General features: G+C 40.3%; 9 protein-coding genes. 8 read left to right on the top strand and 1 reads right to left on the bottom strand.

The features are described from left to right. Position 1 precedes the first annotated feature (1 nt). The 5 genes from thrB to QM877_RS02815 all read left to right on the top strand — a co-directional run bounded on the left by thrB (position 2) and on the right by QM877_RS02815 (position 7,147). Entirely contained in the window at positions 2 to 871 is an 870-nt protein-coding gene (gene thrB, locus QM877_RS02835) for a homoserine kinase (RefSeq protein WP_414317516.1), read from the top strand. Between the two features lie 278 nt (positions 872 to 1,149). Further along, positions 1,150 to 2,088 (top strand): peptide-methionine (R)-S-oxide reductase MsrB, encoded by a 939-nt coding sequence (gene msrB / locus QM877_RS02830; protein ID WP_414317515.1) that lies wholly within the window; start codon positions 1,150 to 1,152, stop codon positions 2,086 to 2,088. 48 nt (positions 2,089 to 2,136) lie between these two features. After that, complete coding sequence (locus tag QM877_RS02825) at positions 2,137 to 3,861, top strand: ABC transporter ATP-binding protein (RefSeq protein WP_414317514.1); 1,725 nt, start codon at positions 2,137 to 2,139, stop codon at positions 3,859 to 3,861. Position 3,862: 1 nt separating this feature from the next. Then, positions 3,863 to 5,611 carry an ABC transporter ATP-binding protein gene (locus tag QM877_RS02820; RefSeq protein ID WP_414317513.1) on the top strand — a complete coding sequence of 583 codons (1,749 nt, stop codon included), beginning with the start codon at positions 3,863 to 3,865 and terminating at the stop codon, positions 5,609 to 5,611. Between the two features lie 276 nt (positions 5,612 to 5,887). Further along, positions 5,888 to 7,147 carry a TRZ/ATZ family protein gene (locus tag QM877_RS02815; RefSeq protein ID WP_414317512.1) on the top strand — a complete coding sequence of 420 codons (1,260 nt, stop codon included), beginning with the start codon at positions 5,888 to 5,890 and terminating at the stop codon, positions 7,145 to 7,147. A gap of 171 nt (positions 7,148 to 7,318) precedes the next feature. Here the strand turns inward: QM877_RS02815 and QM877_RS02810 are convergent, their stop codons facing one another. Then, positions 7,319 to 8,797: an oligosaccharide flippase family protein gene (locus QM877_RS02810; protein WP_414273994.1), complete on the bottom strand. Its 1,479-nt coding sequence runs from the start codon at positions 8,795 to 8,797 to the stop codon at positions 7,319 to 7,321. A gap of 124 nt (positions 8,798 to 8,921) precedes the next feature. On the opposite strand from QM877_RS02810, the gene mecA reads away from it, so the two are divergent. The 3 genes from mecA to QM877_RS02795 all read left to right on the top strand — a co-directional run bounded on the left by mecA (position 8,922) and on the right by QM877_RS02795 (position 16,971). Continuing rightward, positions 8,922 to 9,659, top strand: coding sequence for an adaptor protein MecA (gene mecA / locus QM877_RS02805; RefSeq protein WP_315639738.1), 738 nt, complete (start codon positions 8,922 to 8,924; stop codon positions 9,657 to 9,659). Between the two features lie 774 nt (positions 9,660 to 10,433). Then, positions 10,434 to 10,997, top strand: coding sequence for a TIGR01440 family protein (locus QM877_RS02800; RefSeq protein ID WP_153225322.1), 564 nt, complete (start codon positions 10,434 to 10,436; stop codon positions 10,995 to 10,997). Between the two features lies 1 nt (position 10,998). Continuing rightward, positions 10,999 to 16,971, top strand: a complete 5,973-nt coding sequence (locus QM877_RS02795; protein WP_414317511.1) for a ZmpA/ZmpB/ZmpC family metallo-endopeptidase — start codon at positions 10,999 to 11,001, stop codon at positions 16,969 to 16,971. Positions 16,972 to 17,047: the final 76 nt, after the last annotated feature.

The raw sequence follows: 17,047 nt of genomic DNA, 5'->3' as shown, positions 1-17,047 counted from the left end.
GATGAAGATTATTGTACCTGCTACAAGTGCCAATGTGGGTCCTGGTTTTGACTCGGTTGGTGTAGCTGTAACGAAGTATCTAGAAATTCAGGTTTGTGAGGAACGTGAAGAATGGATGATTGAGCACCAACTGGGCAAATGGATTCCACGTGATGAACGTAATCTTTTGCTAAAGATTGCTCTACAAATTGTTCCAGACCTACAACCACGACGTTTGAAAATGATTAGTGATATTCCTCTTGCACGTGGACTAGGTTCTTCTAGTTCTGTCATCGTTGCAGGGATTGAACTGGCAAATCAATTAGGAAATCTTAAATTAAGCGATCACGACAAATTGCAATTGGCGACTAAGATTGAAGGCCATCCTGATAATGTTGCACCAGCCATCTACGGAAATCTGGTTATTGCCAGCTCAGTCGAAGATCAGGTTTCAGCTGTTGTGGCGCCTTTCCCAGAGTGTGCTTTCCTAGCTTATATTCCAAACTATGAATTGCGAACTCGCGATAGTCGTGGTGTCTTGCCTAAGAAATTATCATACAAGGAAGCTGTTGCAGCAAGTTCTATCGCCAATGTGGCTATCGCAGCTCTACTGACAGGAGATATGGTCAAAGCTGGCCAAGCTATCGAGAGTGACCTTTTCCACGAGCGTTATCGTCAAGATTTGGTTCGAGAATTTGCGACAATTAAAAAAGTTGCCAAGAGAAACGGTGCTTATGCGACCTACTTGTCTGGCGCTGGGCCTACTGTCATGGTTCTAGCTAATCCTGATAAGATGCCGAAGATTAAGGCTGAGCTTGAAAAGCAACCGTTCAAAGGAAAACTTCATGATTTGCAAGTAGATACACAAGGCGTTCGCGTCGAAGAAAAATAAATATAGCGATAGGATGGGGAAACTCTCTATTAGAGGGCTTCCTGTCCTTTTTTTGAAAATGAAACATGGGAACTGATACTCAATGAAAATCAAAGAGCAAACTAGGAAGCGAGCCGCAGGTTGCTCAAAGCAATGCTTTGAGGTTGTAGATAAGACTGACGATGTCAGTTACATATATCTACGGCAAGGCGACGCTGACGTGGTTTGAATTTGATTTTCGAAGAGTATGAAAGGTTTCCCGTGTTTAGCGACCGATAGTTGGTCAAGGAGGATTTGAAATGGCAGAAATATATCTAGCAGGCGGTTGTTTTTTGGGCTTGGAAGAGTACTTTTCACGTATTTCTGGAGTGTTGCAAACCAGTGTTGGTTACGCTAATGGTCAAGTTGAAACTACCAATTATCAATTAATCAAAGAAACAGATCATGCAGAGACTGTGCAAGTTATCTATGATGAAAAAGCAGTCTCGCTCCGTGAGATTTTGCTTTATTATTTCCGAGTCATTGATCCATTATCTGTCAACCAACAAGGAAACGACCGTGGTCGTCAGTACCGCACAGGGATTTATTATCAAGACGAAGAGGATTTACCGACTATCTATGCTCTTGTCCAAGAGCAGGAGCGCATGCTTGGACGCAAGATAGCAGTAGAAGTGGAGAAGCTTCGTCACTATATCCTGGCTGAGGACTATCACCAAGACTACCTCAAGAAAAATCCTGGAGGCTATTGCCACATTGATATTAGGGATGCGGAGAAGCCACTGATAGATGCTGCCAACTATGAAAAACCAAGTCAGGCAGTGCTAAAGGAAAAACTATCTGAGGAATCCTACAGAGTTACCCAAGAGGCTGCGACGGAAGCTCCTTTTAGCAATGCTTACGACCAAACTTTTGAGGAAGGGATTTATGTCGATATCACGACTGGTGAGCCCCTCTTCTTTGCCAAGGATAAGTTTGCCTCAGGCTGTGGTTGGCCAAGTTTTAGCCGACCTATTTCGAAAGAGCTTATCCACTACTATCAAGACTTGAGTCACGGGATGGAGCGTATCGAAGTTCGTTCACGTTCAGGGAATGCTCACTTGGGTCACGTCTTCACAGATGGGCCTCAGGAACTAGGTGGTCTTCGTTACTGTATCAATTCTGCATCCTTACGTTTTATCGCTAAGGATGAAATGGAGGAAGCTGGCTATGGTTACCTACTTCCATATTTGAACAAGTAAAAAGATGGTGGTTTTCCACCTTCTTCATTTTGAAATTAGAAGGGACATATGAAACACTTACTTTCTTACTTTAAACCTTATATCAAGGAATCTTTCCTAGCGCCCTTGTTTAAGTTACTAGAAGCCGTTTTTGAACTCTTGGTTCCCATGGTGATAGCTGGGATTGTAGACCAATCTATCCCTCAAAAAGATCAAGGACATCTGTGGATGCAAATGGGTCTCCTCTTTGTTTTCGCAGTTATTGGTGTTTTGGTAGCTTTAGTCGCCCAGTTTTATTCGGCTAAGGCAGCTGTCGGATTTACCAAGGAATTGACCAATGACCTCTATCGTCATATTCTCTCCTTGCCCAAGGACACTAGAGACCGCCTGACGACTTCGAGTTTGGTGACGCGTTTGACTTCGGATACTTATCAGATTCAAACGGGAATCAATCAATTTTTACGTCTATTTTTAAGAGCGCCTATTATTGTTTTTGGTGCCATTTTTATGGCTTATCGTCTCTCGCCTGAATTGACCTTCTGGTTCTTGGTCATGGTAGTCATTCTAACCATTATCATTGTAGGCCTATCACGACTAGTCAATCCACTTTACAGTAGCTTAAGAAAGAAAACAGACCAGCTGGTTCAGGAAACACGCCAACAGATACAAGGTATGCGCGTAATTCGTGCCTTTGGTCAAGAAAAAAGAGAAATTGAACATTTTCAACTACTCAATCAAGTCTATACAGCTATCCAAATGAAGACAGGTTACTGGTCTAGTCTCTTGACTCCCTTGACCTATTTGATTGTTAACGGAACCTTGTTAGTAATTATCTGGAATGGCTATATTTCTATCCAAGGAGGTTGGCTCAGTCAAGGTGCTTTGATTGCCCTGATTAACTATCTCCTGCAAATCTTGGTAGAGTTAATCAAACTGGCCATGCTCATCAATTCACTCAACCAGTCTTATATTTCTGCCAAGCGGATTGAGGAAGTTTTCGCAGAAAAACCTGAAGATATTCATTCTGAGATGCAGGCAGGAAGAGTGTCTGGTGCCCAAGCTTTACAAGTCAGTCACTTGAGCTTTACCTACCCAGATGCTGCTCAACCATCCTTGCGAAATCTTTCTTTTGCTATGCAACAAGGACAAATTCTTGGAATCATTGGGGGAACTGGTTCTGGTAAGTCAACCTTAGTGCAGGTCCTACTTGGCCTTTATACGGCAGATAAGGGAAGCATTTCCCTTTATCGAGATGGACGTAGTCCTCGCGATCTTTCTGAATGGCGTTCTTGGATGGCCTATGTCCCTCAAAAAGTTGAACTCTTTAAGGGAACCATCCGTTCCAACTTGACTTTAGGTATGGAAGAAACAGTCTCGGACCAAGAACTCTGGCAGGCCTTGGAAATTGCCCAGGCCAAGGACTTTGTCAGTGAAAAGGAAGGTCAGCTGGACGCAGAAGTCCAAGCGGGTGGCCGTAATTTCTCAGGTGGGCAAAAACAACGTTTATCGATTGCCCGAGCAGTTTTACGTCAAGCTCCTTTTCTCATCCTCGATGATGCGACTTCGGCTCTTGATACCATTACTGAGTCCAATCTTCTCAAAGCTGTTCAGGAAAATTTGCCTGATACTAGCTTAATCTTGATTTCCCAACGAACTTCGACCTTGAAGATTGCTGAACAAATTCTCCTTTTAGAAAAAGGTCAGCAATTAGCGCTTGGAAATCATGAGGAATTGATGAAGACTAGTCAAGTCTATCGTGAAATCAATGCATCTCAACATGGAAAGGAGGACTAGAATGAAAGGTAAACATGCAAGTCAAACCCTCAAACGTTTGGCAAAAGATTTAGCAAGTCATCCCGTCCTTCTTTTCCTGACTTTCTTGGGAACCATTGCCCAAATAGCCCTATCAATCTATCTGCCAATCTTGATTGGACAGGTAATTGACCAAGTCCTAGTGACGGGCTCATCTCAGGTATTTTGGCAGATTTTTCTCCAGATGATATTGGTGGTCATAGGAAATACACTAGTACAATGGGCCAATCCTCTCCTCTATAATCGACTGATTTTCTCCTATACCAGAGATTTACGGGAGAAAATCATTGAAAAACTCCATCGTTTACCGATTGCCCTTGTAGATAGACAAGGTAGTGGGGAAATGGTCAGCCGTGTAACGACAGATATTGAACAGTTGGCAGCGGGATTGAATATGATTTTCAACCAATTTTTTATCGGAGTTCTGATGATTTTGGTAAGCATCCTTGCCATGCTTCAAATTCATCTTTTGATGACTCTATTAGTTCTGCTCTTAACACCTCTGTCTATGGTCATTTCACGCTTTATTGCCAAGAGATCCTACCATCTCTTTCAAAAACAGACAGAGTCTAGGGGGATTCAAACCCAGTTGATTGAAGAATCGCTTACCCAACAGACGATTATCCAGTCTTTTAATGCTCAAGAAGAATTCATCGATAGACTTCATGAGGTAAATGATACTTATGCAGGATATTCTCAGTCGGCTATCTTTTACTCTTCGACAGTCAATCCTTCAACCCGTTTTGTCAATGCCCTCATTTATGCCCTTCTTGCTGGAGTTGGGGCTTTCCGTATCATGATGGGCTCTACTTTGACAGTTGGACGTTTAGTGACCTTTTTAAACTATGTGCAGCAGTACACTAAGCCTTTTAATGATATTTCATCAGTCTTAGCCGAGTTGCAGAGTGCATTGGCTTGTGCAGAACGTGTTTATACTGTTTTAGAAAGCCCTGAGGTTAGAGAAACTGGTCAGAAAGAGTTGAACAGCGACCAAGTCAAGGGAGCTATTTCCTTTAAACATGTTTCTTTTGGTTACAATCCTGAAAAAATCTTAATCAAGGACTTGTCTATTGACATTCCAGCTGGCAGTAAGGTTGCCATTGTTGGACCAACGGGTGCTGGGAAGTCTACCCTTATCAATCTTCTCATGCGTTTTTATCCTATTATCTCTGGAGATATTTTATTGGATGGTCATTCGATTTATGACTATACTCGAGCTTCTCTTCGACAGCAGTTTGGGATGGTGCTTCAAGAAACTTGGCTCAAGCAAGGAAGCATTCATGACAATATTGCCTTTGGCAATCCTGATGCTAGCCGAGAGCAGGTTATTGCAGCAGCCAAGGCAGCTAACGCAGACTTCTTTATCCAACAGTTGCCACAGGGTTATGATACCAAGCTTGAAAATGCAGGTGAATCCTTGTCTGTAGGTCAGGCTCAGCTCTTAACCATTGCCCGTGTCTTTCTAGCCATTCCTAAGATTCTTATCTTAGATGAAGCAACTTCATCCATCGATACCCGGACAGAGGTCTTGGTTCAGGATGCCTTTGCCAAACTCATGAAGGGACGGACAAGCTTCATCATCGCCCATCGTTTGTCTACCATTCAAGATGCTGATTTGATTCTTGTCTTGGTGGATGGAGATATTGTCGAGTATGGCAATCATCAGGAACTGATGGCGAGAAAAGGTAAATATTATCAAATGCAAGAAGCAGCAGCTTTTAGTCCAGAATAGACTTTTAATCGTTTATAAAGCAAATAAGTAAATACAGAATAAAAGTTGCCTTCGGGTGACTTTTTTGTTACAATAGCTAGAAAAATTATCTAGTATGAAAGCTAATACTCAATGAAAATCAAAGAGCAAACTAGGAAGCTAGCCGCAGGTTGCTCAAAGCACTGCTTTGAGGTTGTAGATAGAACTGACGAAGTCAGTAACATATATACGGCAAGGCGACGTTGATGCGGTTTGAAGAGATTTTCGAAGAGTATAATTTAGAAAAGGAGCCTATTGATGAAAGTCTTTCAGCATGTAAATATCGTGACTTGTGACCAGGATTTCCATGTTTACCTGGATGGTATCTTAGTTCTTGAAAATTCTCAAATCGTCTATGTCGGTCAGGAAAATCAAGAGATTCTTAAACAAGCAGATCAAATCATAGATTATAAGGGTGCTTGGATCATGCCTGGTTTGGTTAACTGCCATACTCACTCTGCCATGACAGGCTTGAGAGGGATTCGTGATGATAGCAATCTCCACGAATGGCTCAATGACTATATCTGGCCAGCAGAAGCTCAGTTTACACCAGAGATGACCACAAAAGCTGTCAAAGAGGCTCTGACAGAAATGCTCCAGTCTGGAACAACAACCTTCAACGACATGTATAATCCTAATGGAGTGGATATAGCTGAGATTTATGAGGCAGTCAAGGCATCCAAGATGCGTTGCTATTTTTCTCCAACCCTCTTTTCTTCAGATGTGGAGACGACGGCTGAAACCATAGCTAGAACTCGAGCTATCATTGAGTCAATCAAAGGCTACCAGGATCCCAAGTTCAAGGTTATGGTGGCCCCTCATTCGCCCTATAGTTGTGGTCGAGACTTGCTGGAGGCAAGTCTTGAGCTAGCAAAAGAAGAAAACATTCCACTTCATATCCATGTTGCAGAAACACAGGAAGAGTCAGGCATTATCCTGAAACGCTATGGCAAACGCCCACTAGCCTTTCTAGATGAACTTGGATATTTAGATCATCAGGCTGTATTTGCTCACGGTGTGGAGTTGAATGAAGCAGAAATTACCCGCTTGGCAGATTCGCAAGTTGCCATTGCCCACAATCCTATCAGCAATCTCAAACTAGCTTCGGGAATTGCACCAGTCGTCCAACTTCAAAAGGCAGGAGTGCCAGTCGGTATTGCGACTGACTCAGTTGCTTCTAACAATAACCTTGATATGTTTGAGGAAGGACGGACCGCAGCTCTTTTACAGAAAATGAAAAGTGGCGATGCTAGCCAATTTCCAATCGAAACTGCCCTCAAGGCTCTGACTATCGAGGGAGCTAAGGTGTTGAGAATGGAAGATGAGATTGGTAGTCTAGAAGTCGGCAAACAAGCAGATTTTCTCGTCATTCAACCCCAAGGAAAAATCCATCTCCAACCTCAAGAAAACATGCTTTCTCACCTCGTTTATGCTGTCAAATCGAGTGACGTTAATGACGTCTATATTGCAGGTGAGCAAGTAGTGAGAGCTGGGAAGGTACTAACAGTAGATTTGTAAGTGATACTCTTTCTAATTTTTTAAAGCTAGGTCGGTGTTGTCTTGACTTAGTATGCTCTAACAAGTTTATTGAGTGGGTATTTATTGTGTAGGCTATATAGAAAAAGAAGACTCTGTAAGGTCTTCTTTTTGTTACATAATATTTAATTTGAACATTTTTGAGAGGGACCTCTATCCTCTTTTAATTTTAGAACGAACTAAGTCAAGTGCATAATGAAGTGTTTTATCTTTGATAATAAAGAGGGTGATGGCGTAATAGATGCCACAAGCTGCGATTGTAGAAAGAACCATGCTAATCATCTTCATCGTAACTTCATAGCTATGAACTTGGAAGAGGGTTTTAAAAATATAATAAATTGGGATGAAACCAAGTGATACGATTGTGTAGCGAGCCAAGGTTGTAAAAATCTCTTTCAAATCCAATAGTTTGTACTTCTTAATAAAGCGAATCTCTAGCAGAACCACAATTGCTTCAGCTAGAACGGTTGTGCCAATGTAGTATTCAGGAGTGAAGATATTATTGAAAAACAGCAAGGAGTTAAATAGAATATTTGCTCCACCTCCGATAAAGTAGAAAGCAGTCAAGTGATTTTCATGGTCATTGATAAAGATAATTTGTTTAGCAAGGATTAATTCGATGGCCCAGATAATGGTACGAAAGGCAAAGACACTTGTTACAATTCCAGCTTCTAGATATTTCTCAGAAGAGTAAATAACTGTAGCATAGGTTCCCAAAACCATAATACCAATACTGGTAGGAATCATGAGGAAGTAAAAGAGGGATGCGCCCTGATTGACCAAATTTTTATAAGAAGTAAAATCTTTTTTTCCTAGATAATAACCAAGTCGTGGGATGCTGACGTTGATAGCTCCGCTAAGGACACTAGCAATCAGCATTACGATACTTGAGGCAATGGTGTAGTAGGAGATGAAATTCTCGTCAGGTCCCTTAGTGATGAACATACGGTCTAGCAAGGTATAGAGCATATTAGCATTTGCTAGAAGGAGCATGGTTAAGAGTGGTTTAGATGACTTGAGAAGTTCGATGAACTCAATCTTAACAAAGGAAACCTCTCGCTTAATCCATAGGAAGCTAAGTAGATAGTTGATAATGGTTGTCGCACTCATGATTGTGGCATAGGGAACAATATCATCAGGAGTCTTAACGAAAGCGAAGATAGCGACCAACATTCCAATACGAATAACCAGTGTTTTATAAAGGATAAATGAATAATTCTCATAGGCTTCATTCATCCACTCGATATTCAGAAATTGGAAGAGGGCTTGAATTCCAAGGATATAGTAAAGGATTTTCAGATTGACAATACTAGTATCAAAATGAATAAAGAGGAAATAGATAGCTGTTGTTACAGCTGAAGTAATTAGCGAAATATAGAACAACTTAGAGAAGACATAATTGATCTTGTTTTTGTCATCCTTAACCTTACTGATAGCTCGAATCCCATAATTATAAATCCCAAAGGCAGCGAGTGGAATGACAAAGCTTGCCCAGGTGTTGGCAGTGTTGAAGTAACCGTAATTGGATTTACTAAGAATCCGCGTTAAATAGGGATTAGTAATCAAAGGAAAAACGATATTCAAGATGTTGACCAGCAAGCTAGCCAAAGCATTAACTTTTATATTTTTCATGAAACTTTCTTTCTTATATTCTAAAATAGATACTAGTATTATATCACATTCCAACGCCATTCTTTTGATAAAATCTATGAAATCTTGTATAATAGATAGAACTGAAAGTATGAGGTTACGAACTATGAAAATGAAACAAATCAGTGATACGACATTAAAGATCACCATGTCTTTAGAGGATTTGATGGATCGAGGGATGGAAATCGCAGACTTTCTCGTTCCACAAGAAAAAACAGAAGAATTTTTCTACGCAATTTTGGATGAACTAGAAATGCCAGATAGTTTTTTGGATACAGGCATGCTTAGTTTCCGAGTAACACCGAAGCCTGATAAGGTCGACGTCTTTGTAACTAAGTCTAAGATCGACCAGAATTTGGATTTTGACGATTTGGCAGACCTTCCTGATATGGATGAGTTGGCTAAAATGTCTCCAGATGAGTTTTTGAAAACCTTGGAGAAAACCATGGCAGAAAAAACTAAAGACGATATTGAAGCCATTCAATCTTTAGAACAGGTTGAAAAGGAAGAGGAAGCAGCGCTTGATGAAGTCCTTGAAGTAGAAGAAGGAAAAAGAGAACCGTATATCTACTACATCTTACGTTTTGACAATTTAGCTAGTTTGGTTTCTTTTGCCAAAACGGTTGACTACCAAATGGAGACTTCAGAACTTTACAAAATGAACGACCAATACTATCTAACAGTTTTGGTTGATGTAGAAGATCATCCAAGTCTTTATCCAGCTTGGTTATTGGCTCGCATGCGTGAATTTGCTGATGATAGTGATATCAGCCGTTCAGTTCTCCAAGAATACGGTCAAATCATCATCAACCACGATGCTGTCCAAGGACTCCAAAAAGTTTAATCTAGAAAAAGAGGTTGGGACAAAAGATCCCGACCTCACTTTTTATCAGCAATCAAACTTTGACGCGGTAGATGATTGAACTTTTTGTTCGTCTTTTATACTCTTTGAAAATCAAATTCAAACCACGTCAGCGTCACCTTGCCGTACTCAGGTACAGCCTGCGGCTAGCTTCCTAGTTTGCTATTTGATTTTCATTGAGTATTAGACTCCAAAAAGCTCCTAATCATCCTCGCGGGGCTGGGACTACGAAATCGAGACTTTGTCTATCGATTTCTGTCCCACCCCCCGCCTTTTGTTATCTTCTCTGTAAAATCTATTTTTTAAAAATTGGATACAGTTTGTATTCAAAAAATTGCTATATTATAATTTGATAGCAGAATTAAAATTTTAGCATAATTTCATGAAAATTTTCTGAATGGACAAAGGTTAGTACGAAGTAGAAAAAAAGTCCAAAAAATAAGGTAAATTAGTAGCTTAAAAGTAAGAAATGGGGTAGAATGGAGGAAGTTACTTTCGGTAGTTTAGAATCGAATTGACTGACAAATCTTTTAGGTGTAAATGTTGCTACAGCAACGATTTTACTAAACTATTATATTTTTTTTGTTTTCAAAGTATAATTTTAGTTTATATTTGAAAATAGATAAAATTTGAATCAGTTTTTGAAAAGAGCCCTCATATAGTTTTTGAATCCTAGCAATTGGTATTCCTATGTCTTCCAATCTTGCTAAAATTGATGAAAAACGATATGATAGAATGAAAAAAGCGAGGTGAAATATGGACCAAAGACGGATTCAAATAGAAACACAGCAGATTCTTGAAGATGTACTAGACAAGGCTTCTTTACAGGAGGGAGCACTATTTGTCTTGGGTTTGTCTTCGAGTGAAGTGCTGGGAGGACACATCGGAAAAGATTCGAGTCAGGAAATCGGTGAACTTATTGTCAAGACTATGTTGGAACTGTTGACGGCTAAGGGAATTCACCTGGCTGTTCAAGGTTGTGAACATGTCAATCGGGCTTTAGTTGTTGAACGAGAAGTAGCTATAAAACATCAGTTGGAGATTGTGAGTGTACTCCCGACCTTACATGCAGGAGGTTCTGGTCAATTGGCCGCCTTTCGCTATATGAAGGATCCCGTGGAGGTCGAATTTATCAGGGCAGATGCTGGTCTAGACATTGGTGATACAGCTATCGGTATGCATATCAAACATGTTCAGGTACCCATTCGACCAGTCTTAAGAGAGATTGGTCTGGCTCATGTGACAGCACTTGCTAGTCGACCAAAACTCATTGGAGGGGCGCGTGCTCAATATCCAATAGATCACATTAGAAAGATTTAAAATGAAAAACAGAAAAATGCAGTTTGATAGAGTCATTAAATACTCTATTCGGAAGTTCTCAGTTGGTGTAGGTTCTGCGGTTATCGGGACATTTCTTTTGGGGGCAAATAACTTTTTAGTTGAAACTGTTGCAGCTAACGAAGTAGCGACACCTAGCCAAGTTCATTACCGTTATTTGGCTGAGCAAGAATTGACAGAAGCAGAAAAAGCTTTAATCCATCGCGAACTTCCTTCTGATTTAAAGCAAGATGATGTTGTCTATCTTGTTTACAGAAAGAAGGAAGTGAATTCTCAACAATTGCCGAACACTGGAAGCGAGGAGTTAGCACTGGCAACTCTTGGATTTGCAACAGCGTCTTTGGTTGTTGTGGTGATGTCTAAAAAACACCGCAATAAAATGTTGGGTCTTCTCTTTATTGGAGCGCTAGGTGGTAGTTACTTTATCCCTCAGTCAGCTCAAGCATTTGAGAATAAAATCCTAGTGTCCTACAATCAAACGATTGCAGCAAGTAGTCAAGAGGACTTGGCAAAAGGTGTCATTCAAATCGAAGGATACGAATACGTCGGTTACTTTAAAGCATCAGATTTCCAAGACCAACCAGAGAAAATTGCTACTGCTAAAGGAACTCAAGAAGTAGGCCATGAAGGTGAATCTCTGGTTCAACCAGAATTGCCAGCTTACACAGGTGAGATTAGTACTAAAGGCACTCAAGAAGCAGGCCACGAAGGCGAATCTTTGGTTCAGCCAGAATTGCCAGCCTACACCGGCGAGCTTACAGCCAAAGGAACCCAAGAAGAGGGTCACGAAGGCGAATCTTTGGTTCAGCCAGAATTGCCAGCCTATACAGGCGAACTTAGCGCTAAAGGCACTCAAGAAGCAGGTCACGAAGGCGAATCTTTGGTTCAGCCAGAATTGCCAGCCTATACAGGCGAACTTAGTGCTAAAGGCACTCAAGAAGCAGGCCACGAAGGCGAAACTTTGGTTCAACCAGAATTGCCAGCCTATACAGGCGAACTTAGCACTAAAGGCACTCAAGAAGCAGGCCACGAAGGCGAAACTTTGGTTCAACCAGAATTGCCAGCCTATACAGGCGAACTTAGCACTAAAGGAACTCAAGAAGAGGGCCACGAAGGCGAATCTTTGATTCAGCCAGAATTGCCAGCCTATACAGGCGAATTTAGCGCTAAAGGAACTCAAGAAGCAGGCCATGAAGGCGAATCCCTAGTTCAACCAGAGTTGCCAGCCTATACAGGCGAGATTAGTGCTAAAGGCACCCAAGAAGCAGGTCACGAAGGTGAATCCCTAGTTCAACCAGAAGCCCCAGCTTACACTAGCGAGCATAGTGCTAAAGGCACGCAAGAAGAAGGCCACGAAGGCGAATCCCTAGTTCAGCCAGAGTTGCCAGCGTATGAAGTAGCTGAAGCAACTGTCACAGAAACTGAAACAGTAGCAGTTCCATATACAAAGGAGTATGTAGCTGATGATACTCGTTACACTGATGAAGAAACAGTGATTCAAAACGGTCAAGCAGGAAGTCAGCTGATTCATCGTGTCTATAAGACAGTCAATGGCCAAAAAGTTGGGGACCCAATCAGCACGAGTACAGAAATTGTTACGGCGCCAGTAAACGAAAAAATTAGTCGTGGTACCAAGGCTATTGAAGGTCAAGTTGAAGAAGTTTCGTTTGAAGAAATTCCTTTCGAGACAAGAACAGAAGTAGACAGCACTCTTCCGAAGGGAACAGAAGTTGTTGCTCAAGCTGGTCAAAACGGTAAGAAAAAGATTACCAAAGTCTATAAGACTCTTAAGGGCGTGAAAACTGCGGATGCTCCAACGATTTCAGAGGAAGTTGTTGAAGCAGTTCAAGATCGTATCATCAAAAAAGGTGATCAAATCCTGACTGAGCCAACGTTGACCCTCACTCATATAGATAAAGAAGAATTAGAGCGTAGTGCCAAGGTTCGTTACCAATTGGTTAAACCAACAGGTGTAACCATTAAATCTCTTGAAGTTGTCTTGAAAGATGGTGATACTAGCCTTCAAACAGTCAACATGTCTGAGGGAGACCTGACTGCAAATCTTACAAACTTGAAATACTACAAGGACTACAAGATTGCGACTAAGATGGTTTACGATCGTGGAAATGGGAATGAAGAAGTAGTTCTCACGGAAGAACCACTGCGACTTGATCTCAAAAAAGTCGAAGTCAAAAACATCAAGGAAACCAGCCTTATCAGTGTTGATAACCAAGGTGTAGAAACTGATAATAGTCTCTTGTCAGCAAAACCATCAGATGTTAAACCTTATTACTTGAAAGTGACAACTCATGATAACAAGGTTACAAGACTAGCTGTTGACAAGATTGAAGAAGTTACTGTAGATGGTAAAACATTGTACAAAGTAACTGCCCAAGCCCCTGATTTAATTCAGCGTAATTCAGACAACAAGTTCAGTCAAGAATATGTCCATTACTTTGCTAAGCCAAAAGCTCATGAAGGTGATGTTTATTACGATTTCAATGATCTTGTAAAGGCCATGCAGGACAATAAAAATGGAACATTTAAACTAGGTGCTGATCTTAATGCAGCTAATGTTCCAACACCAAATAAACAATATGTACCTGGTAAGTTTAGTGGAACTTTAACAAGTGTTGAAGGAAAGCAGTACACAATCCACAATATGGCTCGTCAATTGTTCGATAATATCGAGGGTGGCTCGGTTACAAATGTTAACCTAGGTAACGTTGATATCAATATGCCTTGGGCTGAAAATATTTCACCACTTGCAAGAACGATTAAAAATGCTACAGTTGAGAATGTCAAGGTGACTGGTAGTGTTCTTGGTAAAGATGGTATTGCTGGTATTGTCAATAAAGCAGATGTTGGTGGCCTACTTAAAAATGTCGCATTCATTGGTAAACTTACTGGTGTTGGTGACAAAGGCTGGGATATTGGTGGTATTGCCGGTGAAATTTGGAGAGGGAATATCAAACACGCTTATGTAGATGCTGATATTACAGCAAATAAAGCTCGTGTTGGTGGTCTTCTTGCTAGATCTGATAATGGTTCGGATCCTAATGGAATCGACAAGTATGCTTCTGTTCGTAATGCTGTTACTAAAGGAACCATTAATGTTAAGACACCTGTTGAGGTTGGTGGATTCATTAGTAAAAACTGGACATGGGGTAGAGTTGCTGATACTGTTTCAATGATGAAAGTTGAAAATGGTGAAGAGTTCTACGGTTCAAAAGACTTAGACGAAGAAGACGGTTACTATACAAACGATTGGATTGAGCGAAACTATGTTGTTAAAGATGTCAGCTCTGGTAAACGTTCATTCAAACGTTCTCGTACTAACAGAATTCAAGAAATCAGTCTTGAAGAAGCAAATAAAAAGATCGCTGAATTCGGTATCACTGCTGATACGTTTGAAATTAAACCTCTTGTTGAGGATACTCTCAATAATAAGAAAGTAAAAGCTGATACTTATAAAGATACTCAAGATTACGATGCCTCTCGTGAACTTGCCTACCGTAATATCGAAAAATTACAACCTTTCTATAATAAAGAATGGATCGTAAACCAAGGAAACAAACTTGCTGCAGGCAGTCCTCTCTTGACCAAGGAAGTCTTATCTGTTACTGCTATGAAGGGCAATGCCTTTGTGACAGAATTAGCTGATGCTGACCATATTATGGTTCATTATGGTGATAAGACTAAAGACATCTTTACTGTTGAGCTGAAAGAATCTAAGGTTAAACAAGTGAAAGAGTACAGCATTGCTGAACTTGGAGAAGTTGTTTACACGCCTAATATCGTTGATAAAGACCGTAGCGATCTTATCAATGCTATCGTTGAAAAATTAAGCCCAGTAGAATTACAATCAGACCCTATCTACACACACCTAGGTAGAACTGGTCCAAATAAAGTCAATGCCATTAAGAACCTTTACCTGGAAGAAACCTTCAAAGAAGTCAAGGATAACCTGGCTAAATTTGTCAAACAGTTGGTTGAAAATGAAGATCATCAATTAAACACAGATGAAGCTGCTAAACGTGCCTTGATCAAGAAGATTGATGACAATAAGGCTGCTGTTCTTCTTGGTTTGTCTTACCTCAATCGTTACTACGGAGTTAAGTTTGATAACTTCAATATCAAGCAGCTCATGTTGTTCAAACCAGACTTCTATGGTAAAAATGTAAGTGTGTTAGACTTCTTGATCAAGATTGGTTCCAAAGAAAATAACATTAAAGGTGATAGAACTTTAGAAGCTTATCGCGAAACTATTGGTGGAGTTATCGGTATAGGCGAGTTAAACAGTTTCTTAGACTATAATATGCGTCTATTCACAGAAGACAAAGATCTAAATGATTGGTTCATTAAAGCAACTAAAGATAATGTCTATATCGTGGAACCAAAAACAACAAATCCTGATTTTGCAGATAAGAAACATAGAGCCTACGAAGGTTTAAACAATGATATGCACGGTAAGATGATCTTGCCACTTTTGAATCTTAAAGATGCTCATATGTTCTTAATTTCAACCTATAATACCTTGGCTTATAGTTCCTTTGAGAAATATGGTAAGTATACTGAAGCAGAACGGAATGCCTTCAAAGCTGAAATTGATAAGGTCGCTAAAGAGCAGCAGAATTATTTGGATTTCTGGTCCCGTTTATCTTTAGATAAGGTCCGTAATCAACTTTTGAAGAGCAACAACATGGTACCAACACCAGTTTTGGATAACCAAAACTATAAAGGTATCAGCACAGACCGTTATGGGCATACTAATAGCGGTAAAGATGTAGCTCCAATTCGCGAATTGTATGGACCAACCGATCGTTACCATGCGACTGATTGGCGTATGGGAGCAACTGCTCGTGTTTACGCAAATCCATACAAAGATGACTCTGTCTTCTTTATGGTGACGGACATGATTAGTGATTTTGGAGTTTCTGCTTTTACTCACGAAACAACTCACGTCAATGACCGAATGGTTTATCTAGGTGGCTCAAGACACCGTGAAGGAACAGATCTTGAAGCATTTGCACAAGGAATGTTGCAAACTCCATCAGTGTCAAATCCAAACGGTGAATATAAAGCCCTAGGTCTCAATATGGCTTATGAACGTCCAAATGATGGAAATCAGTGGTATAACACAAATCCAAATGATCTGAAGTCTCGTGACGAAATTGATCGTTATATGAAGGGGTACAACGACACTCTTATGCTTCTAGATTATCTTGAAGGGGAGGCTGTCCTCGATAAAGCAAATCAAGATTTAAACAATGCTTGGTTCAAGAAGGTTGATAAGCAATACCGAGGAAATAACACCAAGAACCAATTCGATAAGGTTAGACCTTTAAGTGATGAGGAAAAAGCTATTCCTTTGCGTACAGTAGATGACTTAGTAACCAATAACTTTATGACTAACCGTGGTCCAGGTAACAGAGTTTATAATCCTACTGACTTTGATTCTGCTTATGTGAACGTTCCAATGATGTCTGGTATTTATGGCGGAAATACAAGTGAAGGTGCTCCTGGAGCGATGTCATTTAAACACAATACCTTTAGAATCTGGGGTTACTATGGCTACGAAAAAGGCTTCTTAAACTATGCATCTAATATGCTAAAAGCTGAATCTAAAAAAGCTGGTAAAGCTACTCTAGGTGATGACTTCATCATTAACAAGATTTCTGAAGGAAAATTCAATAATCTTGAAGATTGGAAGAAAGCTTACTTCAAAGAAGTTGTGACAAGTGCCAAAAATGGAATTCAATCTATTGAAATTGATGGTAAAACATACAATAGCTATGAAGACTTGAAACGCGCATTTGCTGAAGCAGTTGATAAAGATAAGGCTACTCTAAATAACGGATCTGTTAAATTTGACAATACTGTTGCTTTGAAAGAAAAAGTCTTCAAGAAACTTCTTCAACAAACAGATAGCTTTAAAACTTCAATCTTTAAATAATTCAAAGCTCTCATCTGCTTAGCAGGTGGGAGTTTTTGTAATCAAGAAGTTTAATGATTTTCCAAACAGATTCCAA

It is taken from the genome of Streptococcus infantis, from assembly GCF_047463655.1.
GTDB lineage: Bacteria > Bacillota > Bacilli > Lactobacillales > Streptococcaceae > Streptococcus > Streptococcus infantis_Z.
Note: the sequence above shows the minus strand (reverse complement) of the source record. Positions and strands in the feature narration are given on the sequence as shown.

Bases quoted from the DNA above. Each gene is read 5' to 3' on its own strand.
- thrB (WP_414317516.1), top strand. From the start codon at position 2: ATGAAGATTATTGTACCTGCTACAAGTGCCAATGTGGGTCCTGGTTTT.
- msrB (WP_414317515.1), top strand. From the start codon at position 1,150: ATGGCAGAAATATATCTAGCAGGCGGTTGTTTTTTGGGCTTGGAAGAG.
- QM877_RS02825 (WP_414317514.1), top strand. From the start codon at position 2,137: ATGAAACACTTACTTTCTTACTTTAAACCTTATATCAAGGAATCTTTC.
- QM877_RS02820 (WP_414317513.1), top strand. From the start codon at position 3,863: ATGAAAGGTAAACATGCAAGTCAAACCCTCAAACGTTTGGCAAAAGAT.
- QM877_RS02815 (WP_414317512.1), top strand. From the start codon at position 5,888: ATGAAAGTCTTTCAGCATGTAAATATCGTGACTTGTGACCAGGATTTC.
- QM877_RS02810 (WP_414273994.1), bottom strand. From the start codon at position 8,797: ATGAAAAATATAAAAGTTAATGCTTTGGCTAGCTTGCTGGTCAACATC.
- mecA (WP_315639738.1), top strand. From the start codon at position 8,922: ATGAAAATGAAACAAATCAGTGATACGACATTAAAGATCACCATGTCT.
- QM877_RS02800 (WP_153225322.1), top strand. From the start codon at position 10,434: ATGGACCAAAGACGGATTCAAATAGAAACACAGCAGATTCTTGAAGAT.
- QM877_RS02795 (WP_414317511.1), top strand. From the start codon at position 10,999: ATGAAAAACAGAAAAATGCAGTTTGATAGAGTCATTAAATACTCTATT.